Source organism: Cutibacterium avidum ATCC 25577, assembly GCF_000227295.1.
Lineage (GTDB): Bacteria > Actinomycetota > Actinomycetes > Propionibacteriales > Propionibacteriaceae > Cutibacterium > Cutibacterium avidum.
The window spans coordinates 638,702-663,584 of the sequence record NZ_JH165054.1; the positions used below are offsets into that span (position 1 = coordinate 638,702).

The 24,883-nt window shown below is 63.2% G+C and carries 20 protein-coding genes; 8 read left to right on the forward strand and 12 right to left on the reverse strand.

Features of this window, described 5'->3' with window-relative positions; translation table 11 throughout:
* Nucleotides 1–74: 74 nt before the first annotated feature.
* Nucleotides 75–1,373, forward strand: coding sequence for an MFS transporter (locus HMPREF9153_RS02905; protein ID WP_036910141.1), 1,299 nt, complete (start codon nucleotides 75–77; stop codon nucleotides 1,371–1,373).
* A gap of 33 nt (nucleotides 1,374–1,406) precedes the next feature.
* On the opposite strand, the gene pepN is transcribed toward HMPREF9153_RS02905, so the two are convergent.
* The 3 genes from pepN to HMPREF9153_RS02925 form a co-directional block, all read right to left on the reverse strand.
* Nucleotides 1,407–3,950, reverse strand: a complete 2,544-nt coding sequence (gene pepN, locus HMPREF9153_RS02910; protein ID WP_004809190.1) for an aminopeptidase N — start codon at nucleotides 3,948–3,950, stop codon at nucleotides 1,407–1,409.
* Nucleotides 3,951–4,089: 139 nt separating this feature from the next.
* Entirely contained in the window at nucleotides 4,090–4,527 is a 438-nt protein-coding gene (locus HMPREF9153_RS02915) for a hypothetical protein (RefSeq protein ID WP_004809191.1), read from the reverse strand.
* A 700-nt stretch (nucleotides 4,528–5,227) separates the two neighbouring features.
* Nucleotides 5,228–7,606: a glycoside hydrolase domain-containing protein gene (locus tag HMPREF9153_RS02925; protein ID WP_004809196.1), complete on the reverse strand. Its 2,379-nt coding sequence runs from the start codon at nucleotides 7,604–7,606 to the stop codon at nucleotides 5,228–5,230.
* Between the two features lie 127 nt (nucleotides 7,607–7,733).
* Here HMPREF9153_RS02925 and HMPREF9153_RS12120 point away from each other — a divergent pair, with 127 nt between their 5' ends.
* The 3 genes from HMPREF9153_RS12120 to HMPREF9153_RS02935 all read left to right on the forward strand — a co-directional run bounded on the left by HMPREF9153_RS12120 (nucleotide 7,734) and on the right by HMPREF9153_RS02935 (nucleotide 10,601).
* Nucleotides 7,734–8,141, forward strand: coding sequence for a hypothetical protein (locus tag HMPREF9153_RS12120; protein ID WP_154647464.1), 408 nt, complete (start codon nucleotides 7,734–7,736; stop codon nucleotides 8,139–8,141).
* 9 nt (nucleotides 8,142–8,150) lie between these two features.
* Entirely contained in the window at nucleotides 8,151–9,512 is a 1,362-nt protein-coding gene (locus HMPREF9153_RS02930; protein ID WP_004809198.1) for a dihydrolipoyl dehydrogenase family protein, read from the forward strand.
* 135 nt (nucleotides 9,513–9,647) lie between these two features.
* Nucleotides 9,648–10,601 (forward strand): N-acetylglucosamine kinase, encoded by a 954-nt coding sequence (locus HMPREF9153_RS02935; RefSeq protein ID WP_036979568.1) that lies wholly within the window; start codon nucleotides 9,648–9,650, stop codon nucleotides 10,599–10,601.
* A 99-nt stretch (nucleotides 10,602–10,700) separates the two neighbouring features.
* Here HMPREF9153_RS02935 and purQ read toward each other — a convergent pair whose 3' ends face one another.
* Both purQ and HMPREF9153_RS02945 read right to left on the reverse strand, forming a co-directional pair.
* On the reverse strand, nucleotides 10,701–11,375 hold the full coding sequence (gene purQ, locus HMPREF9153_RS02940; RefSeq protein ID WP_004809203.1) for a phosphoribosylformylglycinamidine synthase subunit PurQ: 675 nt from the start codon (nucleotides 11,373–11,375) through the stop codon (nucleotides 10,701–10,703).
* Between the two features lie 2 nt (nucleotides 11,376–11,377).
* Entirely contained in the window at nucleotides 11,378–12,667 is a 1,290-nt protein-coding gene (locus HMPREF9153_RS02945) for a phosphoribosylaminoimidazolesuccinocarboxamide synthase (RefSeq protein WP_004809205.1), read from the reverse strand.
* Nucleotides 12,668–12,803: 136 nt separating this feature from the next.
* Here HMPREF9153_RS02945 and ahpC point away from each other — a divergent pair, with 136 nt between their 5' ends.
* The 3 genes from ahpC (at nucleotide 12,804) to HMPREF9153_RS02960 (ending at nucleotide 15,996) form a co-directional block, all read left to right on the forward strand.
* Nucleotides 12,804–13,367 (forward strand): alkyl hydroperoxide reductase subunit C, encoded by a 564-nt coding sequence (gene ahpC, locus HMPREF9153_RS02950; RefSeq protein ID WP_036979967.1) that lies wholly within the window; start codon nucleotides 12,804–12,806, stop codon nucleotides 13,365–13,367.
* Nucleotides 13,368–13,464: 97 nt separating this feature from the next.
* Entirely contained in the window at nucleotides 13,465–15,039 is a 1,575-nt protein-coding gene (ahpF, locus tag HMPREF9153_RS02955) for an alkyl hydroperoxide reductase subunit F (protein WP_004809208.1), read from the forward strand.
* A 6-nt stretch (nucleotides 15,040–15,045) separates the two neighbouring features.
* Entirely contained in the window at nucleotides 15,046–15,996 is a 951-nt protein-coding gene (locus tag HMPREF9153_RS02960) for a LysR substrate-binding domain-containing protein (protein WP_004809209.1), read from the forward strand.
* Between the two features lie 142 nt (nucleotides 15,997–16,138).
* On the opposite strand, the gene purB is transcribed toward HMPREF9153_RS02960, so the two are convergent.
* The 4 genes from purB to HMPREF9153_RS02980 form a co-directional block, all read right to left on the reverse strand.
* Entirely contained in the window at nucleotides 16,139–17,572 is a 1,434-nt protein-coding gene (gene purB / locus HMPREF9153_RS02965; protein WP_004809210.1) for an adenylosuccinate lyase, read from the reverse strand.
* Nucleotides 17,569–18,891 (reverse strand): phosphoribosylamine--glycine ligase, encoded by a 1,323-nt coding sequence (gene purD / locus HMPREF9153_RS02970; protein WP_004809212.1) that lies wholly within the window; start codon nucleotides 18,889–18,891, stop codon nucleotides 17,569–17,571. The genes purB and purD overlap by 4 nt, the downstream gene beginning before the upstream one ends.
* A 97-nt stretch (nucleotides 18,892–18,988) precedes the next feature.
* Nucleotides 18,989–20,287 carry an adenylosuccinate synthase gene (locus HMPREF9153_RS02975; protein WP_080564852.1) on the reverse strand — a complete coding sequence of 433 codons (1,299 nt, stop codon included), beginning with the start codon at nucleotides 20,285–20,287 and terminating at the stop codon, nucleotides 18,989–18,991.
* 164 nt (nucleotides 20,288–20,451) lie between these two features.
* Nucleotides 20,452–21,411, reverse strand: coding sequence for a GNAT family N-acetyltransferase (locus HMPREF9153_RS02980; protein WP_004809217.1), 960 nt, complete (start codon nucleotides 21,409–21,411; stop codon nucleotides 20,452–20,454).
* Between the two features lie 69 nt (nucleotides 21,412–21,480).
* Here HMPREF9153_RS02980 and HMPREF9153_RS02985 point away from each other — a divergent pair, with 69 nt between their 5' ends.
* Entirely contained in the window at nucleotides 21,481–22,215 is a 735-nt protein-coding gene (locus tag HMPREF9153_RS02985; protein ID WP_004809219.1) for a FadR/GntR family transcriptional regulator, read from the forward strand.
* 71 nt (nucleotides 22,216–22,286) lie between these two features.
* Here the strand turns inward: HMPREF9153_RS02985 and HMPREF9153_RS02990 are convergent, their stop codons facing one another.
* From HMPREF9153_RS02990 to HMPREF9153_RS03000, 3 genes are read right to left on the reverse strand one after another with little or no spacing between them, the layout of a single operon-like run.
* A complete protein-coding gene (locus HMPREF9153_RS02990; protein WP_015582080.1) occupies nucleotides 22,287–22,976 on the reverse strand; it encodes an N-acetylmannosamine-6-phosphate 2-epimerase in 690 nt (229 codons plus the stop codon).
* 40 nt (nucleotides 22,977–23,016) lie between these two features.
* A complete protein-coding gene (locus HMPREF9153_RS02995) occupies nucleotides 23,017–23,982 on the reverse strand; it encodes a dihydrodipicolinate synthase family protein (RefSeq protein WP_004809224.1) in 966 nt (321 codons plus the stop codon).
* On the reverse strand, nucleotides 23,979–24,881 hold the full coding sequence (locus HMPREF9153_RS03000; protein ID WP_004809226.1) for a DUF4862 family protein: 903 nt from the start codon (nucleotides 24,879–24,881) through the stop codon (nucleotides 23,979–23,981). The genes HMPREF9153_RS02995 and HMPREF9153_RS03000 overlap by 4 nt, the downstream gene beginning before the upstream one ends.
* Between the last annotated feature and the right edge of the window lie 2 nt (nucleotides 24,882–24,883).

Here is a 24,883-nt window from a genome sequence, read left to right on the forward strand (position 1 = left end):
GCATGGGGAGGGCGGAACGTCTTACCATGAGCCACGTGAGTACCGCCCCATCGAACCCTCGTCACCGCGGTGCCATGACATGGGTGGTGTGGATCACCGCGGTCATCGCCTACGGGTTTGCCGTCATGCAGCGAACCTCTCTGGGCGTCATGGGGCTGACGGCCGCAGACCATTTCAACGCCCCGGCGTCCGTCGTCGCCACTTTCATGGTGCTCCAGCTCGCGGTGTACGCCGTTCTGCAGATTCCGGCCGGTGTGGCCGTCGATCGGTTGGGGTCAAGAGTCGTCATCACTGCTGGATCAGTCCTCATGGCCGTCGGCCAGGTCGTCATGGCCCTGGCAGGGAGTGTGGGAGGTGCCATGCTCGCCCGCATCCTGGTGGGATGTGGCGACGCCTTCATCTTCGGTGCTGCGGTGCGTCTGGTGCCTGCTTGGTTCCCGACTCGTCAGATCCCGCTGATGACTCAACTCACTGGTCTGTTGGGCCAGTTCGGACAGGTTGTCTCGGCCGTCGGCCTGGTGGCGATAGTGGAGACCAGCGGGTGGCGTTCGAGCTACTTCCTCGCTGCGGCCGGGGCGGCACTGGCCGCAGTGCTGGCCGTCCTTCTCATCCGTGACGCCCCGCCCGGAGTCGAGCCGGAACGCACCGACGCCAATCTCAAGCAACTCCCCCACCAAGTTGTCGAGGTCGTCAAGCATCCCTCGACGAGGCTGGCCTTCTGGGCCCACATGTCGTCGAACTTCGCCGGCATCGTCTTCTCGCTGATGTGGGGGATGCCCTACCTCACCCACGCCGAGGGCCGATCGACGGCCACTGCCTCGACACTCATGACGGTGTACGTCATTGCCAATGCCATCGCCGGACCAACGGCGGGCATCCTGACCAGCCGACACCCCATTCGTCGTGGCACCCTCGTCGAGGCCATGATCGCCGCCTCCACGGTGGCGTGGCTGATCGTCCTGGTGTGGCCAGGGCCCGCTCCGCTGTGGATGCTCTACGTCCTCGTCACCTGCCTGGGCATCTCACTGCCCGGTGGGGGCGTTGGGTTCGACGTGGCTCGCACCTTCCAGCCCGGCAACCGGCTGGCCACCGCGACCGGTGTGGCCATCACGGGCGGATTCTTCTTCGGCCTGCTGGAGATCGAGATCATCGGTCTGCTTCTCGAGGTACTGTGTCCCGGCGGGCACTACACCCTCAGTGGCTTCCGCTGGGCCATGTCCACCCAGCTCATCATCTTCGCCATCGGTCTCATCGGCCTGGAGGTCAACCAGCGCCGTCTGTACCGGATCATGATCGATAACGGCGTGACGGTGCCGACGTGGCGGGAGGCACTGGCACGCCAGTGGCGGGTCGTCAAGCAGCGTCGCCGCTGAACAACCCGCCACTGTCAGGCGCGATGGGGCTCGTCAGCTGTTGTAGTCGCGGGCCGTCTCCGCACGAGAGGCCGCGTCACGAAGCTCCTTGACCGTCCGCGTCAGGCCACCCGTGGCCGAGGGGTGGTGCGCCAACCAATGATCGGCATCCTCGGCGACGTCACCATCCGGGAAGAGTCCGATGACCAGACGCTGGGCCATCTCGATCGGGAACTCCTGCCAGATCTGTTCGAGGTCGTCGAAGTAGGAGCTGTTGAGGCCCGCAAAGGTCTCGGCTCCCAGCGGGGTGCGCAGACCGTCGAGGAGGGCCAGGCAGTGCTCGTTGGACAGCTCGCCGGGGGTGCGCAGGCGTCGGTAGGCGTCCTGTTTGGCAGCATCGTCGGGACAGGCCGTCATGGCGGCCATGTGATGGGCGACGCCGGTCTTGGTGCGATCACGCTCCAGCTCGGCGTCGAGGTCCTCGACGCTGGCCTGGCCCAGGGCGGCCAAGGCCGTCCAGGCCTGCCACCTCAGCTCAGGATCGACAACCAGATCCGTGACGTTGCCGTCGAGAAGTCCGCGGACCTGACCAGCCGACTCGTGGTCGGCTGCCGACAGAGCCAGGGCGTGGCGGGCCCAGATGCGCTGCAAGTCGCTGCCGGGCTCGGACTCGTCAAGTCCCTGCCATGCTCGAGCGGCCTCGGCTCGACGCGCGTTGTCGCGAGCCGAATCAGGCAGGTAGTTCTCGACCGCCATCCGCAGCTGCTGCAGCACTGTGGTGAGGATGGCCGGTTCAGTCTCCTTGGGGCCGTGCAAGGCGACAGCGTCGAGGTAGTCCTGAACCTTGAGCTTGGCGTCGCGAACCGCATTCCACAGCATCGACCAGACCAGCGCGCGGGCCAGTGGTTTCGACAGGCCGGACAGGTGGGTCAGCACAGTTTTCGTCCCGGTGGCCCCCAGACGCACCTTGGCGTAGGTGAGGTCGTCGTCGTTGATGAGGATGAGATCTGGGGCAGGCTTGCCGACGGCCTCGCGCACCGGAGTACGCGGCGAGGACAAGGTCACATCGATGAGGTCAGTGCGCACCAGATCGTTTCCCTGCAGAGAGTACAGGCCGACGCGCAGGGTGTGCGGACGACTGACGTCTCGGCCGGTACGCACGTCGATGGAGTCACGCACCACGGCGAGCTCCTGGACGACCCCGTCACGAACGGTGAGTTCCGGCAGCAGAACGTCAGGTCCGGTGGTCTTGAGCCAGGCGTTCACCCAGGAGCTCAGGTCTCGACCGCATGCCTTCTCGAGGTGACGGATGAGATCGTCGAGAGTGGCTGAGGAGAAGGCCAGTTCGCGGAAGTAGTGGCGTGCCGCGCTGAAGAACTTCTCGACGCCGACGTGGGCGACGAGCTGCTTGAGCACCGACGCACCCTTGGCGTAGGTGATGCCATCGAAGTTCTGACGGGCGGCCTCCAGATCGACGATGTCGGCGACGATCGGGTGCGTCGTCGACTGCTGGTCGGCGGTGTAGGCCCAGGCCTTGCGACCGACGGCGAAGTTCGTCCAGGCCTCGCGGTACTCGGTGGCGTTGACCGAGGCATGGGCTCCCATGTACTCGGCGAAGGACTCCTTGAGCCACAGGTCGTCCCACCACTTGGGGGTGACGAGGTCTCCGAACCACATGTGAGCCATCTCGTGGAGGATGGTGTTCGTCCGACCGGCAAGCTCGGAGCGAGTGGCCGGGCCGCGGTGGATGTAGTTCTCGGTGAAGGTCACGAGGCCCGGATTCTCCATGGCGCCGAGGTTGTACTCGGGCACGAAGATCTGGTCGTACTTGCCCCACGGGTAGGGGTAACCGAAGGCGTCGTGGTAGAAGGCCAGGCCCTGCTTGGTGATCTTGAAGATCTCCTCATGATCCACGTACTCGGCCAAGGATGCGCGAGCGAGAATGCCCAGCGGGATGGACTCCGAGCCGTCGCGGGAGTGCCATTCGTCCTCGAATCGGACGTACGGGCCAGCGGCGATGGCGGTGAGGTAGGTCGACATCCTCGGGGTGAGGGCGAAGTCGTGCAGGATGCCGCCTTCCTCCTCGCGGGTGTCCTCATGGACCTGGTTGGAGATGACGCGCCATCCCTGCGGTGCGAGGACATCGAAGTCGACGTGGGCCTTGAGGTCGGGCTGCTCGAAGACCGTGTACATACGTCGGGAATCAGCGGCCTCGAAGTGGGTGTAGAGGTACACCTTGCCGTCAGCCGGGTCAACGAAGCGGTGCAGACCCTGGCCGGTGTGTTGATAGGGCAGCTTGGCGGTCACGACGACGAGATTCTTACGATGAGTATGGAGTCCGTGAAGCTGGATACGAGAGCCGTCATACTCCGGCTCGACCTCCTCATCGTTGACGATGACCGACTCAATCTCGCCGTCGAGCAAGTCCAGGAAGGTGTCGGGCTCCTTGGTCGAGAATCGCACCCTGGTGCTGGAGGTGAAGTGGGTGGCCCCATCAGCGTCAGCACCACGCACGTCGATGCGGACGTGGTATCTCTCGACAGTGATGATCTCGGAGCGGCGGCGGGCTTCCTCGCGGGTCAGATTCTTCGTACTCACACCACCAGAGTATGGCAGTGGCGCGTGCCATGGGCGTCTAGACCGAGCAGTTCCTCTGGATGAAGCTGGACCTCGAACCGATCAGGGTGTCTCATGTCCGCTGTTGACGGGTACGAGCCGGCGGGCAAGGGCAGCCGTGTCAGGGTAGGTCATCCAGCGATTCCTTTGGACAATCGACCTGCTGGACCGTCACCCCATGGGCCACGTCGTACACCCGACACGCGACCGAGGATGCCGATTTGCCCCCGTCAGGTGGCAACAGAGAGCCTGACTCCATATGCCTGTATAAGTCGACACGAAACCGGGTCCCCTCACGACTACGCACAACCCACCAGTCGACGACGTTAACATCCGGCGGGTTGGTCTCGTTGAACCATGTCTGCGCGGCGTCCGCACGTTCAGCCGGGGAGGTGAGCCCATGCGAGTCCAACTCCTTGCGCAACGCGTCGGGCAGGTCGTAGTCAGCTCGCCCAGCAACATCCTCATCCGTCTCAGACTGGATCGTGCTACAACCCGCCAAGCCGAAGCAGAACAGCACACACGCAGTCATGACGGCCCCGGACCGAAGACCCCTCATCGACGCCTCCTCAGTTCTCGTCGAGCAACCGCACGCCGCTCCGGCAGATACGCATCTATGGTACCAGCACCCCCTGACGCATCCACGTGATCGACCATGTCGAAATGACTCTGCAACCGTCCCACCTCGGGTGAAGTCGGACCTTTCGCGAGGTAGATCAAGGACTGGTCAGGCACCCTGAGATGCCCACCCCAAGCCAGGACTCCTCGCGACTCAGCAACGATATCCTCCAGCACAACAACCTCATCGGGGAAAAGATTACCCGTTGACCCGTACGGGAGAAAACTCTCACGAAAAAGGAAGGCCGTCCCGGATAGAAGGTTGGACCGTTGCGGTGAGGCAACATTCCGGTCATGCTGGAGCCCTGCCACGTCACCGGGACGCAATGAGACAAGTTCGTAGTTGATGCGCCTCAAAGCGTGCAGTAACACGACCGACGGTGCACCGGTCGTCAGAGTCACGTCGATCCCTGCACCCTCGACCGTCTGCGCAGCAGCAGCGGCACCGATCGGCCAGTCGTTAGCGCTGCGCATCCCAGACCATCGTTGCACGCGAGAAGGCTGGATGGGCGACAACGGAACCGGGGGCAGGGCGGCGGCCTCAGAAGCCAGAACGGCCGTCAGCCCGCTTGCGGCCATACCGCTCAGCAAGGCACGACGGGGGATCTTGTGGGAACTGCGTGTCATCGCCGCATAACCTCTCACGCGCTTGCCGCCAGCTGGCCGACGACCTTGGCGAAACCTGCAAAGAACGGGGATAGCTTGCTGGATGGCAGTACTCCCGGAAGCAGAGCTTTCTCGTTGATCTGTTCCTCTACCGCCGCTACTTGCAATTTGTGCAGGACCGGATCGGATGAATCGAAAAACATAGCCCGAGCCGATTTCTCAACAGAATCGGACGACGAGTTGAACCGCAGCTGGTAGAAGTCGCGGAAGCGGGTCGTGATTGCCTGGCCAGTCACGTATTCTCTCAGCACTGTCTTGAAGGGCCTACCGGCCCGGATTGCCCGACCCAGAAGATATCCATCCACATCTTCGATCATGTCCGAGAAACCGAAGGACGACTCGACACCGCGATGAGCAAGCCGATCCATACAGAACGCATAGCCCGATGCATAACTCCTCTCATTGTTCATCCAATCGGCGTAGAAGGTCGAGAGGTCACCACCCCAGCCCCCGAAATCGCCTCGGTTCGCATTTTTCTCGTCGCCCCAGCCCATAAGCATGACGGCGTTGGCAGTCGCGGCGAGATGATCCATTGATACGGTCTCATTGTAAATAGGATCCGTGAACGTGATCAGACGCCAGTGGAATTCGCTCGTAGCTGCCGCAAGCCAGTCCTCATCGGGAGCCCCGAGCAAGACTCTCCAACCTCTGTAGAGACGGGTGTACTTCGGGTGTCGAAGAAACTCCAGCACCCGTTTGTTGATAAGATTGACGTCGCTGGTGCCCCCACCGTATTTCGCCGCCATCTCGTGGAGTTGATCGACTTTAGCCAGCACCTCCTCCAGTTTTGACGGTGTATGCCCACCCACTCCCTCCGGGCCAATTCCCGGATCGATATGTGCGCGGTGCACATCGCGGTCCAAATCAATTTCCTTGCCAGAATCAGCAGAGTAACGAACCTCCTGAATCTGGTTGAACGACCAATTATACGGAAGAGGGAACCCGAGATTGCCGGAGAAGCCCCACGACATTCCTGAGACAAATGAACTTACCGTGTAAGTCTGCTCTGAGACGCGCGAGCAGACATTACGACAACCGTAGACGCCAGCGCGATAGGCATGACCTCGGCTAGCCAAGGCCGCCTGAACTCCCCGAAAATAAGGAATAATATTGCTGTCAATTTCAGGATCGGTTGCGTCATAGTCCACCGAGAAGTAGACAATGGCGCCTGGATTGAAACCGTAATAGACCATGCGGTCATGTGCCTTATTTCCGTGTTCCCATCCAGATTCAAAGGAGAAATCAATCAGGTCACGTGCATTGTACTGCCAAATGGGGAACACTCTCATGTTGCCAGCAAAAATAGCATGGAGTTCACCATCTTTGAGTTTTTTATCCAGCTTGCCGCCGGGAGGTTCATCAAGATACCTACCTACGACCCTATAACCCGATCTGACCAGCGAATGCGCAAGCGACTCCGTGATCGTGAAACGAGTATCACACGCATGCGCCGCGCGATTTGGGTCACCTGTGGATACCAATAATTGACACCACGTTGCGTAGTCCACACGATTGGTAACTGGTAGCAAACTGAATGCTTGAAATGCCTGAATATACTTGGCCAACTTGTCATCAAACGTAGACTTGAACATTGTATGAACCATGCCTTTACCTCTTGGAACAGCACCGTTGAAGACACAAGCCGCAGACAGCAACTCGACAAGAACACCACTATCACCAGGCTTCAAAATATGGGCTGCCAGCTGCTGTCGGGTGGCCGGCCCAAAATTCCCGTTCACCGAGGAATCTGCTATTCCAAACTCAGATTGAAGTGCCTTCATTAGTAGTTTTTGAACATCACGCGAATAATGTCCCTCCGTAGGGATAAGCGTTGCAAAACTACGCCGCCAATAACGGCCATTCAACCACTGCTGGATCTTACGAACTTCCGGATCACCTCCGGCGACTAGGACGTAAGCATCCATCGTGAGCAAGGCCTTGAACAGTTTAGCATTCAGTCTATCCTGCTTCCCAATACCCATGTTGTCGGTCATGGCGTACAAGGAACCCGCCACTGCATCCTGCTGCGGCCCAAAAGGAGGTGAACTTCTCCAGATCCCGTCGAGATCCCCACCGGGATAACCTTTACAGTAAAAGGCGCACTTAATGATGTTGACAATATTCTTGTTCTGTTCGCCCGGCCCGACACCACCACGGGCGTCCACCTTGGACATTGTGGTCGGACCGAACGCATGCGACAGTTCCTGGATCCCCAACTCGTGCTGCAAGCCTTGCGTGAGCGAGTACATCGTCGCCCAATTCGTTTTGCCATTCTCCGGGCAACGGTCATAGCCAGCAATGCCCGAATACGTCGCGTTGACCCACCTCTGGGCATCCAGCACCCGCTCATCCATGAATAAACCCCTATCTGCGCTGCAAGCCACATGCTTTTAGTTATCACGATTATCGTGTTTCTGTATTATCCGCACGAACGCGGATAGTACACAAAACACTCGGCTCCAAAGCTAGAGGATAGCATCCGTGCCTAGCCCGCAGGCAGCCACCCCCAACCTTCCCTCGTCCAAAACTTACGCACAACGATTCTCCGAGGCCAAAGGCCGCTCTGATTGCTGGAAGCCCAAAGGTCATCTGGAGTCCAAATCACTCGCGGTTGCAAAACACATCACCATCGCCACGGCACAAACCCAGATGGGCACTTCTCCGATCGATTTCCCAATTCGAGGGAGCAAAGATCATCCGCGTCATTTCTATTACCTGAGAAAACACGTCACCATGGCCATCAGAAAAAGAAGCCGATATTCATACCAGCACGCATCGGTATCCATGCGCGCTACGCGAAAAGCGGCTGACCGGGCCGAGCACCGTGACATGATGGCATTAGTCGGCGATGCGATGGGCCACCGACCACCAATCGCGTACACACCGTAAAGAGTACCAGTGTCGAACACAGAGCTCACGGTCGATGTTCTGGTCATCGGATGGGGCAAGGCAGGTAAGACCATCGCCGGACGCCTCGCCGGGGAGGGACGCAACGTCGCCCTCGTCGAAAGATCAGCACAGATGTACGGGGGCAGCTGCATCAACGTCGCATGCGTACCTACCAAGGACCTCATCGACTCGGCATCCAAGCGGGACGGTCGCGACCCCGTCTCCTACTTCACCTCAGCCGTCGCCGATCGAGACGCCCTCATCGCCAAGCTGAATCACGCCAACCACGCCATGCTGGAGGGCAAAGTGCTTCTCCTCGACGGGGAAGCCAGCTTCACCGGACCCCACAACGTCAAGGTGGTTGGGGGAGCCGATGAGATCGCGGTACACGCCGAAACGATCATCGTCAACACCGGATCTCACCCAGCCACCCTCCCGATTCCCGGTGCCGACGGCCCGCGCGTCCATGACTCCACCACGATCCGGCACGTCGATCCCCTGCCGTCGCGGCTCGTCGTCGTGGGTGGCGGATTCATCGGCCTGGAGTTTGCCCAGATGTTCACCCGATTCGGTTCCCAGGTCACCCTGCTCGAGGCTGGTGACACCTTCGCCCCGGCTCTCGATTCCGACGTCGCCGAGCGTGTGCGCAGCATGTTGGAGAGCGAAGGGGTCACGATTGTCACGGATGCCCGCGCGACCTCCTTTCATGACACAGGCCACCACATTGACGTCGCCACTGGCGATCGCACCTTCACTGCCGATGCGGTGTTGGTGGCAGCGGGCAGGCTCCCCGCCACTGAGAACCTTCATCTTGAGGCCGCCGGAGTGGCCACGGATGAACGAGGCCACATCACCGTTGACACTCAGCTGCGCACCAGTGTCGACGGGATCTACGCGGTCGGTGACGTCAATGGCGGCCCGCAGTTCACTTATATCTCCCTCGATGACAACCGAGTACTGTGGGACACCCTTCACGACGGGCCGCGTCGTCGCGACGATCGAGTGGCCGTCCCGACGACGACCTTCCTCGACCCGCCGCTGTCCCAGGTCGGCATGACGATGCGCCAAGCCCGGGAGTCCGACCGCTCCGTGCTCGTGGCGTCCAAGAACGTCTCCACGATCGCTGCCATGCCGCGACCCAAGATCGTCGGACAAACCGAAGGCCTCATTCGAGTTCTCGTCGATGCCGACGACCACACCGTCCTGGGAGCGACCCTGTGGTGCATTGATTCGCAGGAACTGGTCAACCTCGTCGGTCTGGCCATGCGGCTGGGAGCCCGCGACGAGACGCTGCGTGACGGCATCTGGACCCACCCGTCGTCAACCGAGGCCTTCAACGAAGTGCTCGGGGCACTCGCGCCTCTCGACTGAGACACCGGCGACGTTCGCTCCCCCCTGGGCCGTGAACTCCCTGTTCGCCCCCCGTTCGCCGTATTCGGTCGGACATCGTGATCATCCCAGGTGCTCTGATGGGCACGCGGCGCCGTGTGCCCATACCCTGATGACATGAGTGATGCCGTGCGCAGTGAGTCCTGTCCCGTCCTCGCCGTGGACGCCGGACAGTCCAGTACCCGTGTCCGCTGCGAGCCTGGCCCCTGGGGGCCAGGGTGGATGGTCACCTCGTCCGGTGTCCGTACTGCCCTGCCCCTCGCCCCGCAGTTCGCGACCGTCATGGCTGACGTCGTGACAGCCCACCCGGAGGTCATCGGGTCAGACTGCACGGTGGCCATCGGGTCGTCGGGAGCCCGCGACGACGAAGACCCCGCTCCCGTCCTGGAAGCTCTCAAACCCTACGGCGTCGCTCGGGTGCTGCTGGCCCATGACTCCATCACCTCCTACCTGGGCGCCCTGGGCGACCAGCTGGGGGTCGTCACGGCAGCGGGAACCGGGGTCATCACGCTGGCCGTCGGCCACCACGATGTCGCCCGCGTCGACGGCTGGGGTTACGTCATCGGCGATGCCGGATCGGCGTTCTGGCTGGGCCGCCATGCCCTCGACGCCGTCATGCGCGCCCACGACGGTCGTGGCGAACAGACGGTCCTCAGCGAGACCATCGGCGGAGATTTCGACGACATCGAGGCCGCCTACCTCGAACTCCACGCCGATCCCCTCATGGTCTCGCACATCGCCGCCTACTCCACCAAGGTCACTGCCGCTGCGGAAGAGGGCGATCACGTCGCCCGTGACATCTGCGTGCGCGCGGCCCACGAGTTGGCTCACTCATCCATCACGGGACTACGTCAGACCCATCTGACCGACGAGGACAGCCCTGCCGTCGGCCTGCTGGGAGGCGTCATGAGGTCCCGCCTCATCCATGCGGCGATCGTCGAGAAGATCTCCGTGGCCATGCCGGGAGCGCGCATCGTCGAACCCCTCGGAGAGGGCCTCGACGGGGCCGCAGCCCTGACGGCCGTCAGCCCTGATTCCCCGCTCGGCCAGCGCATCCACGTCGCTCGGTGACGACAGCGTCCAGGACTGCACAGTTCTGACGACACGACGACGGGGTGACCTCATGAGGACCACCCCGTCACACATATCCGGGAAACCCGGACACCCCGCTTACAGCTGGGCTGACAAGAAGGTCAGCAGGGACCGGAAGAATCCCAGCCCATCGGTGCCGGCACCGGTGAGCTCCTCCACGGAATGCTCCGGGTGAGGCATCAGACCGACGACGTTTCCCGCCTCATTGGTGACACCGGCAATGTCGTGGACCGAGCCGTTCGGGTTGGCGGTGTAGCGGAAGACGACCTGGTTGTTGGCCTCCAGAGCTGCCAAGGTCGCATTGTCGGCAACATAGTTGCCCTCGCCATGCTTGGCGGCGACGCGAATGCGCTGGCTGGGACGGAAGGCGCAGGTCCACACAGTGTCAACGCTGGCGACCTGAAGCTGCTGCACTGAGCAGTGGAAACGCCGCTTCTCGTTGCGCATCAGGGTGCCAGGCAGCAGGTGAGACTCGCAGAGCACCTGGAATCCGTTGCAGATGCCGAGCACAGGAAGACCAGCGTCCACCGCTTCACGAATGGAGGACATCACCGGCGAGGCTGCAGCCAGGGCGCCCGAGCGCAGATAGTCGCCGTAGGAGAACCCTCCCGGAAGGACGACGGCGTCAACCCCGGCCAGATCCGTCGAGGCGTACCACAGCGGCACGGGCTCAGCCCCAGCCAGGCGAACAGCCCTTGCGGCATCCTGGTCGTCAAGGGTTCCGGGGAAGGTGACGACTCCGATACGTGTCATCGTCAGTCCTCCACGCGCACGTCGAAGGACTCGATGACGGTGTTGGCCAGCAGCTCGGAGGCGACCTGACGGATCTCGTCGAGACGATCCTCCAGCCCCTCACCGGTGATTTCGAAACGCTTGCCCTGGCGCACCGTCAGGCTGTCATGGCCGAGCCGGGCGAGCACCGACGTGATGGCCTTGCCCTGGGGATCGAGAATCTCGGGCTTGGGCATGACCTCCACCACTACACGTGACATGCCACCAATCTTATCGGCACTACGGGGATCCGGCTCGTTGGGGACATCGACTGCGCCAGGAACACTGGCATCGGGAGCAACGACGGGAATCGACATCGCACCCTGGACAGGCCCCACACCACCTTCCGGCGGAAGCACGGAATCAGACGACTGTTCAGCATTCGAGACGGCGACGGTCTCATCCTGGGGCATCTGCCCGCCGGTCAGACGCGCCCACGCCTCCTCATAGCGACGGCTGGTGGCCTCGACGACCTCCTCGGGCAGAGCCGGGGGCTCCTCATCGCTGGACCGATCCCATCCCGACTCCTTGGTGAGCCAGTCACGCACGTACTGCTTGTCGAAAGAGTCGGCACCCTTACCGGGCTGCCAGGTCTCCGCGTCCCAAAACCGCGAGGAGTCAGGGGTGAGAACCTCGTCAGCGAGGACGATGGTGCCATCGGCGCGACGGCCGAATTCGAACTTGGTGTCGGCGAGGATGATGCCGCGCTCACGGGCGATCTCCTCGGCTCGCTGGTAGATCCGCAGCGAGAGGTCGTGCAGTTGGGCGGCGACCTCAGGACCAACGAGTTTCACCAGGTGCAGGTAGTCGATGTTCTCGTCATGCTCGCCCTGGGGAGCCTTGGCCGCCGGGGTGAAGATGGGCTCCTCGAGCCGGGAACCATCTTGCAGCCCCTCAGGCAGTCGGATTCCACACACCGCGCGATTGCGCTGATATTCGGCCCAGCCGGAACCCGTCAGGTAACCACGCACCACGCATTCAACGGGGAACATCTCCAATTCCTCGACGATCATGGCTCGTCCGGCGACCTCAGTGGGAACATCCAGACTGACGAGATGGTTGTCGACGATGTCGGCCAGTTGGTCGAACCACCACAACGACACGTTCGTCAGGATGGCTCCCTTCCCGGGAACCCCCGGGGTCAGGACGTGGTCGTAAGCGCTGATCCGGTCAGTGGCAACCATGAGGAGGTGGCCCGGCTGATCGGGGAGGCGATAGAGGCGACGGACCTTGCCCTCAGCCAGCAACGGGAGTTCGAGGTGCGGAGTGACCATGGGGGCATCATGCCACGGTTGTGGGCCCTGACGACACAGAGAGAGCCCTGATTCGTCTCCAACATAGGCATTGACTATGGCGAGCCTTTCAGTGATAGCGTTGAACTATCACTTCGTCGACCAGAGAGGACTCATCATGAGTCTCATCAACACCAAGATCGTCCCCTTCAAGTCCAACGCTTTTCGCAATGGGGACTTCATTGAGGTCTCCGACGCCGACATCAGTGGCAAGTGGGCCATCTTCTTCTTCTACCCCGGTGACTTCACCTTCGTCTGCCCGACCGAGCTGGGTGACCTCGCCGACCACTACGAGGAGCTGCAGGCAATGGACGTCGAGGTGTTCTCGGTGTCCACCGACTCGCACTTCGTCCACAAGGCCTGGCACTCCGACTCCGACACCGTCGGCAAGGTCAACTACACGATGATCGGCGACCCGAACCTCCAGCTGACCCGCAACTTCGACGTCGAGCGCGAGGGAGCCGGGCAGGCCGACCGCGCCACCTTCCTCGTCGATCCCGACGGCGTCATCCAGTTCTACGAGCTGACCGCTGAGGGCATCGGCCGCAACGCCACCGAGCTGGTCCGCAAGGTCAAGGCCGCCCAGTACGTCTACACCCACCCAGGCGAGGTCTGCCCCGCCAAGTGGGAAGAGGGAGCTGACACCCTCGCCCCGTCGATCGACCTCGTCGGCAAGATCTGAGCTCCGACCCGAGCACCTGCCGCAGGGGCGATCGTCCCTGCGACGGATCCCCGGGCCGGCACGTCCATATCCCCCTACTTCCCCACCCAGGAGAATCATGCTTGACAACGCCCTGACCACCCAGCTCAAGACCTACCTCGAGATGGTGCGTGAGCCCATCGTCCTGGTGCCCTCCCCCTACCGGGGAGACGACGCCACCAAGGCATCGAAGTCGGCCCAGATGGACGAATTGCTCGCCGAGATCGCTGCCCTGTCGGACAAGGTGAGCGTCGGTGACCCCGTCGACAACGAGCGGACCCCGTCTTTCGCCATCACCTCTCCAAGCTCCCAGAGCGACATCCGCTTCGCCGGTCTGCCGATGGGCCACGAGTTCACCTCCTTGGTGCTGGCCCTGCTCCAGGTCGGTGGCCACCCGGTCAAAGAGGAGCAGTCCCTCATCGACGCGGTGCGGGCAGTCAAGGAGGAGCACCACTTCGTCACCTACATGTCGCTGACCTGCCAGAACTGCCCGACGGTGGTTCAGGCCCTCAACGCGATGGCCGTCCTCAACCCGAACATCCATCACACCGCCGTCGAGGGTGGCACCCACACCGACGAGGTGGAGGCCAAGGGCATCGCCTCGGTGCCGGCCATCTACCTGGATGGCGAGGACTGGGGCTCGGGCCGCATGGACATGGCCGAGATCCTCGAACGTCTCGACGCCAACGCCGCTCAGGGAGCCAAGGAGAACCTGTCCGAGCGCGATCCGTACGACGTGCTCGTCGTTGGCGCTGGCCCTGCTGGTGCCGCAGCTGCCGTCTACGCCGCCCGCAAGGGTATTCGCACGGCGATGGTGGGGTCTCGAGTCGGCGGCCAGGTACTCGACACCGAGGCCATCGACAACCTCATCTCTGTGCCTCACACCACTGGTCCGAAGCTGGCCGACGCCCTGCGGGCCCACGTCAATGACTACGACATCGACGTCATCGAGCGTCAGACCGCCAGCACCCTGGAGACTGACGACGGCATGACGACGGTGCGTCTGACTGACGGCGACCTGCGTGCCCGCTCGGTCGTCATCGCGACTGGTGCCCGCTGGCGCAACCTCGGCGTTCCCGGTGAGGAGGAGTACCGCACCAAGGGTGTCACCTACTGCCCACACTGCGACGGCCCCCTGTTCAAGGGCAAGAAGGTCGCCGTCATCGGTGGTGGAAACTCCGGAATCGAGGCGGCGATCGACCTGGCCGGCGTCGTCGACCACGTCACCGTCGTCGAGTTCCTCGACGTTCTCAAGGCCGACGACGTGCTGCTGCGCACCCTCAAGTCGCTGCCGAACGTCGACGTCATCACATCGGCCCGCACCACTCAGATTCTGGGCGACGGCTCCAAGGTGACGGGACTGGAGTACGAGGACCGCACCAGCGGCGAGGTCAAGACCATCGAACTGGCTGGCGTCTTCGTTCAGATCGGCCTGCTGCCCAACACCGAGTGGCTGGAAGGCGCCGTGGAGCGCACTGGCCGTGGAGAGGTCGTCATCGACGAGCGCGGTGGCACCTCGGTGCCCGGCGTCTTCGCTGCCGGTGACTGCACCACCCAGCCCTACAAGCAGATCATCATCTCGATGGGTGCTGGCGCGACGGCAGCTCTCGGGGCCTTCGACCACCTCATTCGTCAGAACCCCGCGCAGAACTGAGTCCGCGTGAACCTTCGTGATCTGGGATACCTCGTCGCCCTGGCCGAAGAACACCACTTCGGCCGGGCGGCGGCGTCGTGCGGCGTCAGCCAACCGACCTTGTCGACCCAGATCCACCGGCTCGAGAATGAGCTCGGTGTGCCGCTGGCCGTCAGGGCGGGACGACGCATCGAGATCACCCCAGTGGGCGAGCGTATCGCCCAGACCGCCCGGGAAATGCTGGTGTTGGCTGACGACATCCGGACCCTGGCCCTGGAGGAGTCCGAGCGGACGACCCGCCAGCTCAAGGTCGGGGTCTTCCCCACCCTGGGGCCGTTCCTGCTGCCACGCGTCATCGCTCGGTTCGACCAGTACGAACCGGGGGTCAACATCCATGTGGTGGAGAAACGCACTGCCAGACTGCTGGAGGCCGTCAATCAGGGGGATCTCGACGTCGCCGTGGTGGCTGCCCCGGTCGAGGACAAGACCCTGACGGCAATCCCGGTCTTCCGGGAGGAGTTCCTGCTGGTGACGGGGGTTGACGACGAGCTGGCCCACGAAAAGGGGCCGATCGACCCCCACGACGTCTCGACCGATGGGCTCATCCTGATGTCCGAGGGACACTGTTTGCGTGACCAGGTGCTCGAGGTGTGCAGCCCATCTGGCCCGATGCCACCGAATGGCTTGTCGGCAGGGTCCCTCGCGACCATCCGCGAGCTGGTGTCAGTGGGGGCAGGACGAACGTTGATGCCACGCAGCGCGGTGTCGGCACCCAAGCCGAAGGACCCCCGCATCGTCGTCCGAGAGTTCACCCGACCCCGACCTCACCGAGACATCGTGGTGTGTGGCAGGCCTGCAGCCATGACACGTCCATCAGTCCTGACCCTGATCAACATCCTTCGGGATCTCCCCGGCGACATCGTCGAGCCGCTGGGCGTCGATGGGGCGACGTTATGCTCCCATGGTCTGGGGAACTGAGGGTCCGAACCCAACCCACTCCCCCATTGCCGCTCGTCAACTGCGCCAGATTTTATGGCGTAGGTGAGGCACAACTGGCGCAGATGTGGAAAGGAGGGCCGACTCAGCGAGCCGGCCCTCCCGTAGTACTCAGATCACCGCGTCACAGCACCAGACCAGGCAGGTAGCTGGCAGCCTCGGGGTATTCCCGGACGATGTCCTCGACCTTGGCGCACAGCGCCTCGACCTGGTCCTGAGCCCCACCAGTGAGATCCAGCGGCGATGAGACCAGGCCGCGCAACTGCTCCTTGGTCAGCGGGATCCGCGGGTCGGCAGCCAGACGGGCGAAGAGATCGTTCTCGGTCGTGCCGGTCTCACGCATCTCCAGGGCGACGGCCACGGCGTGCTCCTTGATGGCCTCGTGAGCGTCCTCGCGACCGACGCCAGCGCGGACGCAAGCCATCAGGACCTTCGTCGTCGTCAGGAAGGGCAGGTAACGCTCCAACTCGGCCTCGATGACGGCCGGGAAGGCGCCGAAGTCGCCGAGGATCGTCAGGAAGGTCTCGAAGGCCCCGTCAATGGCGTAGAAGGAATCCGACAGAGCGACGCGACGCACCACGGAGCAGGAGACGTCGCCCTCGTTCCACTGCACACCGGCCAGACCGGTGACCATGGTGAGGTATCCGCGCAGGACGACGAGGAAACCGTTGACGCGCTCGCAGGAGCGGGCATTCATCTTGTGCGGCATCGCCGAGGACCCAACCTGGCCAGGCTTGAACCCCTCGGTGACGAGCTCGTTGCCGGCCATCAGGCGGATTGACGTCGCCAGGTTCGACGGCCCCGACAGCACCTGCACCAGCGTCGAGATGACCTCGAAGTCCAGGGATCTCGGGTAGATCTGGCCGGTCGAGGTCAGCACCTGGTTGAAGCCGAGGTGATCGGCGACCCGATGCTCGAGATCATCAAGCTTGGAGTCATCCCCACCGAGCAGGTCGAGCATGTCCTGGGAAGTTCCCATCGGCCCCTTGATTCCGCGAGCCGGATACCGCTCGATGAGTTCGTTGACGTGCTCCCACGCCACCAACATCTCGTCGATGGTGGTCGCGAACCTCTTGCCCAGGGTCGTCACCTGGGCAGCAACGTTGTGGGACCGACCAGCGATCGGCTGATCCGAGTACTGGGCAGCCAGTCGGGACAGCTGGTTCAGGGTGGCGACCATCTTGTCGCGCACCAACTTCAGCGACTCCAGCACCTGCATCTGCTCGATGTTCTCGGTGAGGTCGCGGCTCGTCATGCCCTTGTGGATGTGCTCATGACCGGCCAGGGCGTTGAACTCCTCGATCCGAGCCTTGACGTCGTGTCGTGTGACGGCCTCACGCTCGGCGATCGAGTCCAGATCGACGTTGTCGAGAACAGCCTGGTAGTCAGCCAACACCTGCTCGGGATCGTCGCCCCCAAAGCTGACGCCGAGGTCCGCCTGGGCCTCGAGGACGGCCAGCCATAGCCTGCGCTCGGCACGGATCTTGTTCTCCGGCGTCCAGATGGAGCGCATCGCCGAAGAGGCGTAACGGGTGGCAAGGATGTTGGGAACGCTCATGAATTCTCCCCGTCTGTCGGGTTGCTGGGATTGTTCTCGGATTGGGGCGCGAGTTCGTCGGCCATCTCGTCGACGGCCTCGAGCTCAGCTGCGTGAAGGGCAATGTCAGTGCGGTGGAACCCGCCACTCACCTCGAGCTGGTTAACCCTGCTGTAGGCATCAGTACGGGCCCCGGCAAGGGTCTCACCATGGCCAAGCACCACGAGGACGCGGCCACCGCTGGTGACCAGCCCATCCCCCTCGATACGAGTTCCGGCGTGCAGGACGTCCTCGTCATCGACCGGAGCGACAACTCGGCGTCCCTTCACCGGAGATGCAGGATACCCCTCGCTCGCCATGACGACACCGACGGCAGCTCCGCGGCGGAACCGCAAGCCATCTGTTCCGGACACGTCTCCGCGGGCGGCGGCCTGCATGATCTGTGCCAACGGGGACTCCAGCATGCTGAGCAGTGGCTCGGTTTCCGGGTCGCCGAAGCGAACGTTGAACTCGACGACCTTCGGACCGTCAGAGGTCAAGGCCAGCCCCACGTACAGCAGACCGATGAACGGGGTGCCGCGATCTCGCATGGCTGACAGTGTCGGGGAGATCACCGTGTTCGACACTGTCTCGACAAGGTTGTCAGACGCCCATGGCAATGGCGTGTACGCGCCCATTCCGCCAGTGTTGGGACCGACCCCGCCATCACCAACCCGCTTGAAGTCCTGGGCCGGCTGCATGGGGAGAGCACGCTCGCCGTCACAGATCGCGAAAAGGCTCACCTCGGGGCCGTCGAGGTACTCCTCGATGACCACCTGGTGGCCAGAATTGAGGCACTGCTCGGCATGGGCCAGGGCCTCGTCACGGTCCTCGGTGACGACAACTCCCTTGCCACCTGCGAGCCCATCATCCTTGACGACGTGGGGAGCCCCGAATTCGTCGAGGGCTGCACCCACCGAATCGAGGTCACCGCAGGATCGAGATGCGGCGGTGGGAACACCGGCAGAAGCCATGACCTCCTTGGCGAAGGCCTTCGAGCCTTCCAGCCGAGCAGCCTCGGCACTCGGACCGAAGCAATCGATCCCTGCGTCGCGCAGGGCGTCTGCCACCCCCGCGACCAACGGGGCCTCCGGGCCGACGACGACAAGGTCGGCCGCAACCTCGCGGGCAAGGGCGACGACGGCGTCCTTGTCGCACGGGTCGATGGGATGGTTCGTGGCGAAGGATGCCGTTCCGGGGTTACCGGGGGCGGCATGGACGGCAGCGACCTGTGGGTCTCGGTGGCATGCCAGAGCGAGGGCATGCTCGCGACCACCAGATCCGAGGACGATAACAGTCATGCTGGACACGACCTCAAGAGTAGAGGGTGCTCCCGACCGTTTCCCGATCGGTCTTGTTCCTCCCCGGCATCGGAGCGGAACACTGCATCGTCAGCTCTCAGTCGATGAGGTCGTTGAGCATGATGGACTGGTCACGACCGGCACCAACACCGATACCGGAGATCCGTGTACCGACGAGCTCCTCGAGACGACGCACGTAGGCCTGGCAGTTGCGCGGCAGATCCTCGAAGGAACGGGCCTTCGAGATATCCTCGCTCCAGCCATCCATGAACTCGTAGACCGGCTTTGCGTGATGCAGGTCGGACTGGGTGACGGGCATGACGTCGGTGCGCTCGCCCTCGACCTCGTAGGCCACACAGACCGGGATGCGATCCCAGCCGGACAGCACGTCGAGCTTGGTGAGGAACAGGTCCGTCACCGAGTTGATCATGACAGCCTGCTGCACCAGCGGGGCGTCGAACCAACCACAGCGACGCGGACGTTTCGTCGTCACGCCGTACTCGCCGCCCTCACGGCGCAGGCGCTCGCCGTCCTCGTCAAACAGCTCGGTCGGGAACGGACCCTCACCAACGCGGGTGGTGTAGGCCTTGGCGATGCCGACGATGCGATCGATGCGCGTCGGCCCGACTCCCGAACCGGTGCAGGCGCCTGCAGCGATGGGGTTGGACGAGGTGACGTACGGGTAGGTGCCGAAGTCGACGTCGAGATGGTGGGCCTGGGCTCCCTCGAAAAGCACGACCTTGCCCTCGTCGAGACCCTTGTTGAGCACGCGCGCGACGTCAACGACATAAGGACGGATGCGCTCGGCATGAGCCAGCAGCCCGTCCGCAACGCGCTCCGGGTCGATGGAGCGGCGGTTGTAGATCTTCACCAGGATCTGGTTCTTCTGATCCAGGGAGGCCTCCACCTTCTGGCGCAGGATCGACTCGTCGAACAGATCCTGGACACGGATGCCCATGCGGTTGATCTTGTCGGAGTAGGCCGGCCCGATGCCACGTCCCGTGGTACCGATGCGACGTTTTCCGAGGAAACGCTCGGTCACCTTGTCAAGGGTCTGGTGGTACGGGGTAATGAGGTGCGCGTTGGCGCTGATGAGCGGGTGCGGGATGTCCACACCACGGCTGCGCAGCGTGTCGATCTCATCAGCCAGCACGTCCAGGTTGAGGACGACACCGTTACCGAGGACCGCAGTGGAGTTCGGGTTGAGGACACCGGACGGCAGCAGGTGCATGAAGAACTTCTCGGCACCGACGACGACGGTGTGTCCAGCATTGTTGCCTCCCGAGTACCGCACGCAGTAGTCAACGCGCTCGGACATCTGGTCGGTGGCCTTGCCCTTGCCCTCGTCACCCCACTGGGTACCCATGACGACGATTCCAGGCATCTGTTCCTCCATTTCCTCGCACCGGTGTGCGGGTTGCCTCCGGTTGCAGGGGCACATGCAGCTCTGCAACCAGGCACACTTTACGTGGTCGCTACGACATCAACGGCGTCAGACCGGGGAGCGAAGGGGTTTTCTCCGCTCCACGTGGCCCTTCGTCGTCAATACGTCACGGTCGATCAGGCGACGGTCGCACCGCCCTCACCAATGGCCCCCTCGCCGTCATCCGGCAGGACCGGGATCTCCAACAGATCGAGGCTTGCCCCCTCAAGAGGCAGACGCGACGCCAGCGGGCCGAAGTGCGGATCACCACGGTGTCCATCAAAGTTGACGCGCTTGTAACCAGCGTCCTCGGCCCAGCTGATAACCGACGACATCGCCGAGGCGACGGCGGCATCGCCTTCAGGTGTGTCGGCCTGCACGGTCTCTGCCACAACCGTCGGGTTCTCGTCGACGAAGACGAAGGCGACGGCTGCCGGCTGACCGTCGATGAGGGCGACCCGGGTTGCGCCCGCGTCGAGGTCCTCGAGCTCCTGCCGCAGCGCCTCGTGAGCGGCCTCGCTGTCATCAACCGGCGACCATGACTCGTGCATCCACACGTAGATCTGTTCCCAGAGCGTCTCGAGCACACCAGGGGCCAGGGTGGAGCCCGAAATGGCACCTCCCGGACCGACGCTGACCTCTGCGAGGGATTCAATGGCCCGGCCGAAGTGGCGACGCGGCAACTCGAATGGCGGGCAGGAAGCGTAAACCTCACCGCCCAGGGAAAGGATGAAATTCTCGGCGTCCGAGCCGACAATGGCCTTGGTGGCCAGGGGCCGCTTCACCCGCTGCTGAATCTGGCGCACCAGGCGGGTGCCGATACGACGCCCACGGGAATCAGGATGGATCTCCACATCAATGAAACGACGGGTACGATGCACCACGGCGAGCCAGGAAACCGCGTACCCGACGATGCGGTCCTCGTGGAGGGCGACCCGGGCGACGACGTCGGGACGATCAATGCGATCGATCAGTGATCCTGGTTCCCCGAAGGTGATCACCTTGACGTCTTCAGGCCGCATGTCGCGGAAAACAACGTGCTCACTCATGTCGCGCTCCTGACTCTGACGACGACTTTGACGTCGCTGTGTCCCCATTCTGTCGCCTTTTGCGAGCCCGCGTCGACCAGGGAGGTTATCCGGTGCCAAGATCATGCAGGTCATGACATGATTAGCGGCATGTCAGACCCGAAGGATGTCGTCCACCTGGCCGATAACCTCAACCCTGCGGCGCAGCGGATGTTTGAGTGGATTCTCTCCTCGGACCTGACCCCCGGAGATCCCATTCCGATCGAGCAGGATTTGGCGACTCAGTTCGGTATGGCGCGCGGCACTGTTCGTGAGGCGGTGCGGGAATTGCGGGCGCTGGGAATCCTCGAGGTCCGACGTGGCTTGGGCACCTACCTGTCGACAGCCTCCGCGTCGACGATTCGTCCGGGGCTCGTGTATCGCGGCGTCAAGCAGGTCGGCGCCGACACCGCCGGGAACAGGGACCTCACGGGGTTGCGAGAGATGGTGGAGGTCCGCGCATTGCTGGAGTGCTCGTTGGCAGCCGAGGTGACCGGCTCCATCAGCGCAGCGATCGGTCGCGAACTGCACGCTCTGGCAGCACGCATGGACGACCCCAGGGACTCCGCGTCGGCAGATCGCCAATTCCACCGGACGCTCTACGCCGGTGTGGACAATCAGCTGGCTCGCGAGCTCATTGATGTGTTCTGGGACTCCCTCAACCTCGCCGATCTCCGACTGCCGCCAACCAACACCGTCAAGGCCACCCGTGACGCCCACGACCGCATCGCGGACTGCGTCGTCGGCAACGATCCTGAGGTCAGCCGTGACGCCATGTGGCATCACTTCGATGCCATCCGGGAGCGGCTTGGCGGGGCGCCCACCCAGCGGTAACGCCCACGCACCGCCTTGCCCGGAGCGTGACGAGGGGGCCTGCCTACTGGCAAGCCCCCTGTGACGGCCCATTACTTCAGAGCCTCGCGGAACCAGCCCGTGATCGAGGTCGGGTGGGTGATCGCTGTTCCCACGACGACGGCATGGGCGCCCAGATCCATTGCCCGTCGCGCCTGCTCAGGGGTGTGGATGCGTCCTTCAGCAATGACCGGACGACTACCGTCGAGCCCCGTGACGAGAGTCTCGATGACCTCGTAATCAGGACCGTCCGTCCTGGGGCGTTCACCGGTGTAGCCGGACAGCGTCGTACCGATGAGGTCGGCCCCCGCCTCGGCCGCCGCGAAACCGTCGTCAGCCGATCCACAGTCAGCCATGACGACGACGTCGTACTCATCCTTGAGACCTGCGATGGTCTGGGCCAGGCTCAGGCCGTCGGCGCGCTCCCGCCGGGTGCCGTCGAGGGCGACGATGTCAGCCCCGGCAGCGGCCACGCAGCGCGCGTGACGAAGGGTCGGGGTGATGTAGATGCCCTCGTCACCCTCCTTCCAGATGCCGACCACCGGGACGCTGACGCGCCCCTTGACTGCGGCGACGTCAGAGAGCCCCTGGGCTCGCACAGCGACTGCTCCCCCGAGCTCGACAGCAGCGGCCATCTGCGCCATGGTCTCCGGGTGCCGGAGAGGTTCTCCTGGGTAGGCTTGGCACGAGACGACGAGGCCTCCCGCCATCGACGCAATGATCCTGTCGGTGAATGCGCTCATGATCGAGTCCTCCTCGGATTGATACTTGTCCTGGACATGATCACGCGAGCTGGCCGACTCGACGCAGCACTTCCGCGACCCTCTCGACATTCTCACCCGTGAGGGTAGGCAGCGGCACGCACATGGTGTTGGTCTCGATCGTTCCCAACAGCTGCATGGCCGTCTTGAAGGCTCCCACACCAGCAGCCGGACCGACGACTCCCTGCGGAACGAACGCGATCTCCATAAGCTCGGTGGCCTTGTCCTGCTCGGTTCGGACCGTCTCCCAGTCGCCCTCACGATAGGCCTTGTACATCTTCACGTAGTTGGTCGCGTCGACGTTCGCCAAACCCGGGACGACACCGTCGGCACCGGACATGAAAGCTCCGTCGACGACGACCTCGTGGCCGGTGAACAGGGCCAGCGGAGAACCTGCGACACGGTTGGCCAGGGCCAGGCGACGGAAGGAGACATCGTCGGCAGAGGAGTCCTTGCATCCAGCGATGACACCCTCACGACCCAGTTTGATCATGAGATCGACGGGCACCTTGACGTGCACGCACACCGGGATGTCGTAGACGAAGAGCGGCAGTTCGGTGGCCTCGTGCAGGGCGCGGAAGTGGTTCTCGATCTCGGTCGGACCGGTGATCGCGTAGAACGGCGCGGTGGCGACGACGGCGTCGACCCCGATCTCCTCGGCCTGACGAATATGACGGATGACGCGCAGGGTCTCGGTGTCGATGACCCCGGCGAGCAGCGGTACCCGTCCGTCGATGATCCGTTTGGCCTCTCCCAGGACCCGTCCGCGCATCTCGTCGTCGAAGAAGGCGACCTCGGAGGTGGAACCGAGGATGAACAGGCCGTCAACCCCTTGCTCGATGAGGCGATTGATGAGCTTCTCGTAGGAGACGACGTCGAGATCACCGTCGGTGGTCAACGGGGTGACGACGGGGGGAATGACTCCATGGAAGTGAGTGGTCATGGTGGTGTCCTTCGTGGTGTTCGCGATTGTTGTGGTGAGTGTCATGCCGACGCCATGGCGTCATGGATGGAGGTGATCATGGCCAGTCGCTGCTCGACGGTGGCATCGACGGGGGTCTGGACCTTGATGCCCTGGTAGGACTGCACCCCTCGGGCAGCGGTCATGAAGGAGCCGATGAGATCAGTCGTCAACAGGCTGGTCGGCTCGTCATCTCGAAGGGGAAGATGCGCGTCTCCCCAGGCCGGCCCGTACTGGGTGACTTCCGGACCGGCACCAGAGACCATCACTCCACCGAGCAGGCCGGCATCGGCAAGTCGATCGACCTGGCGAGCCGGCAGATCTGGATCATGGGACTCGACAACGCTTCGTCCCCAGTTGACCGTCAGCCGAACTCCGATACCGGAGAGCGCGGTGATCTCGTCATCCAGGCCGAGAAATTCCTTCTCCCCCGGGCCAACTCCGTCCGAAGCATCGCAGTGCTCAATGACGGGAATGAGCTCGGCATCTGCGAAGAGACCGGAAAGCTCCACCAGGGAAGCCTTGAGCGCGGTTGGCTCGGCGTGGTTGCTGGGTGCCGAATGGAGCTCGACGAAGCGGACAACCGGGTGGCCGACCATCTCGTGCAGGGAACGCACATCGTCGACCAAACCAGCGATCCACGTCATTGCTCGCTGACGACCCTCCTCATCGGATGAGGCGAGCCCGAAGTAAGGATCGTTGGCCAGGTGCCCCATCGTCCCGGGAATAGCCGTGACGACGCACTGGGTGAACCGGCCGCGCAGCTGGTCTGCCAGCCAGCGCGGGTCGGCGTCGACGCCATCACGATACGGGATCTCGATCCCGTCGACCCAGCCACCTGCGGCTAGGCCGCGGTACAGGGCCTCCTGATCCAGAACCTCCTGCGGCATGGCTGCGTAGGCGCCCACGATCGTTGGAATGTTCATGA

Bases quoted from the DNA above. Each gene is read 5' to 3' on its own strand.
- HMPREF9153_RS02905 (WP_036910141.1), top strand. From the start codon at position 75: ATGACATGGGTGGTGTGGATCACCGCGGTCATCGCCTACGGGTTTGCC.
- HMPREF9153_RS02915 (WP_004809191.1), bottom strand. From the start codon at position 4,527: ATGAGGGGTCTTCGGTCCGGGGCCGTCATGACTGCGTGTGTGCTGTTC.
- HMPREF9153_RS02925 (WP_004809196.1), bottom strand. From the start codon at position 7,606: ATGGATGAGCGGGTGCTGGATGCCCAGAGGTGGGTCAACGCGACGTAT.
- HMPREF9153_RS02935 (WP_036979568.1), top strand. From the start codon at position 9,648: ATGAGTGATGCCGTGCGCAGTGAGTCCTGTCCCGTCCTCGCCGTGGAC.
- purQ (WP_004809203.1), bottom strand. From the start codon at position 11,375: ATGACACGTATCGGAGTCGTCACCTTCCCCGGAACCCTTGACGACCAG.
- HMPREF9153_RS02945 (WP_004809205.1), bottom strand. From the start codon at position 12,667: ATGGTCACTCCGCACCTCGAACTCCCGTTGCTGGCTGAGGGCAAGGTC.
- ahpC (WP_036979967.1), top strand. From the start codon at position 12,804: ATGAGTCTCATCAACACCAAGATCGTCCCCTTCAAGTCCAACGCTTTT.
- ahpF (WP_004809208.1), top strand. From the start codon at position 13,465: ATGCTTGACAACGCCCTGACCACCCAGCTCAAGACCTACCTCGAGATG.
- purB (WP_004809210.1), bottom strand. From the start codon at position 17,572: ATGAGCGTTCCCAACATCCTTGCCACCCGTTACGCCTCTTCGGCGATG.
- purD (WP_004809212.1), bottom strand. From the start codon at position 18,891: ATGACTGTTATCGTCCTCGGATCTGGTGGTCGCGAGCATGCCCTCGCT.
- HMPREF9153_RS02975 (WP_080564852.1), bottom strand. From the start codon at position 20,287: ATGGAGGAACAGATGCCTGGAATCGTCGTCATGGGTACCCAGTGGGGT.
- HMPREF9153_RS02980 (WP_004809217.1), bottom strand. From the start codon at position 21,411: ATGGGGACACAGCGACGTCAAAGTCGTCGTCAGAGTCAGGAGCGCGAC.
- HMPREF9153_RS02985 (WP_004809219.1), top strand. From the start codon at position 21,481: ATGATTAGCGGCATGTCAGACCCGAAGGATGTCGTCCACCTGGCCGAT.
- HMPREF9153_RS02990 (WP_015582080.1), bottom strand. From the start codon at position 22,976: ATGAGCGCATTCACCGACAGGATCATTGCGTCGATGGCGGGAGGCCTC.
- HMPREF9153_RS02995 (WP_004809224.1), bottom strand. From the start codon at position 23,982: ATGACACTCACCACAACAATCGCGAACACCACGAAGGACACCACCATG.
- HMPREF9153_RS03000 (WP_004809226.1), bottom strand. From the start codon at position 24,881: ATGAACATTCCAACGATCGTGGGCGCCTACGCAGCCATGCCGCAGGAG.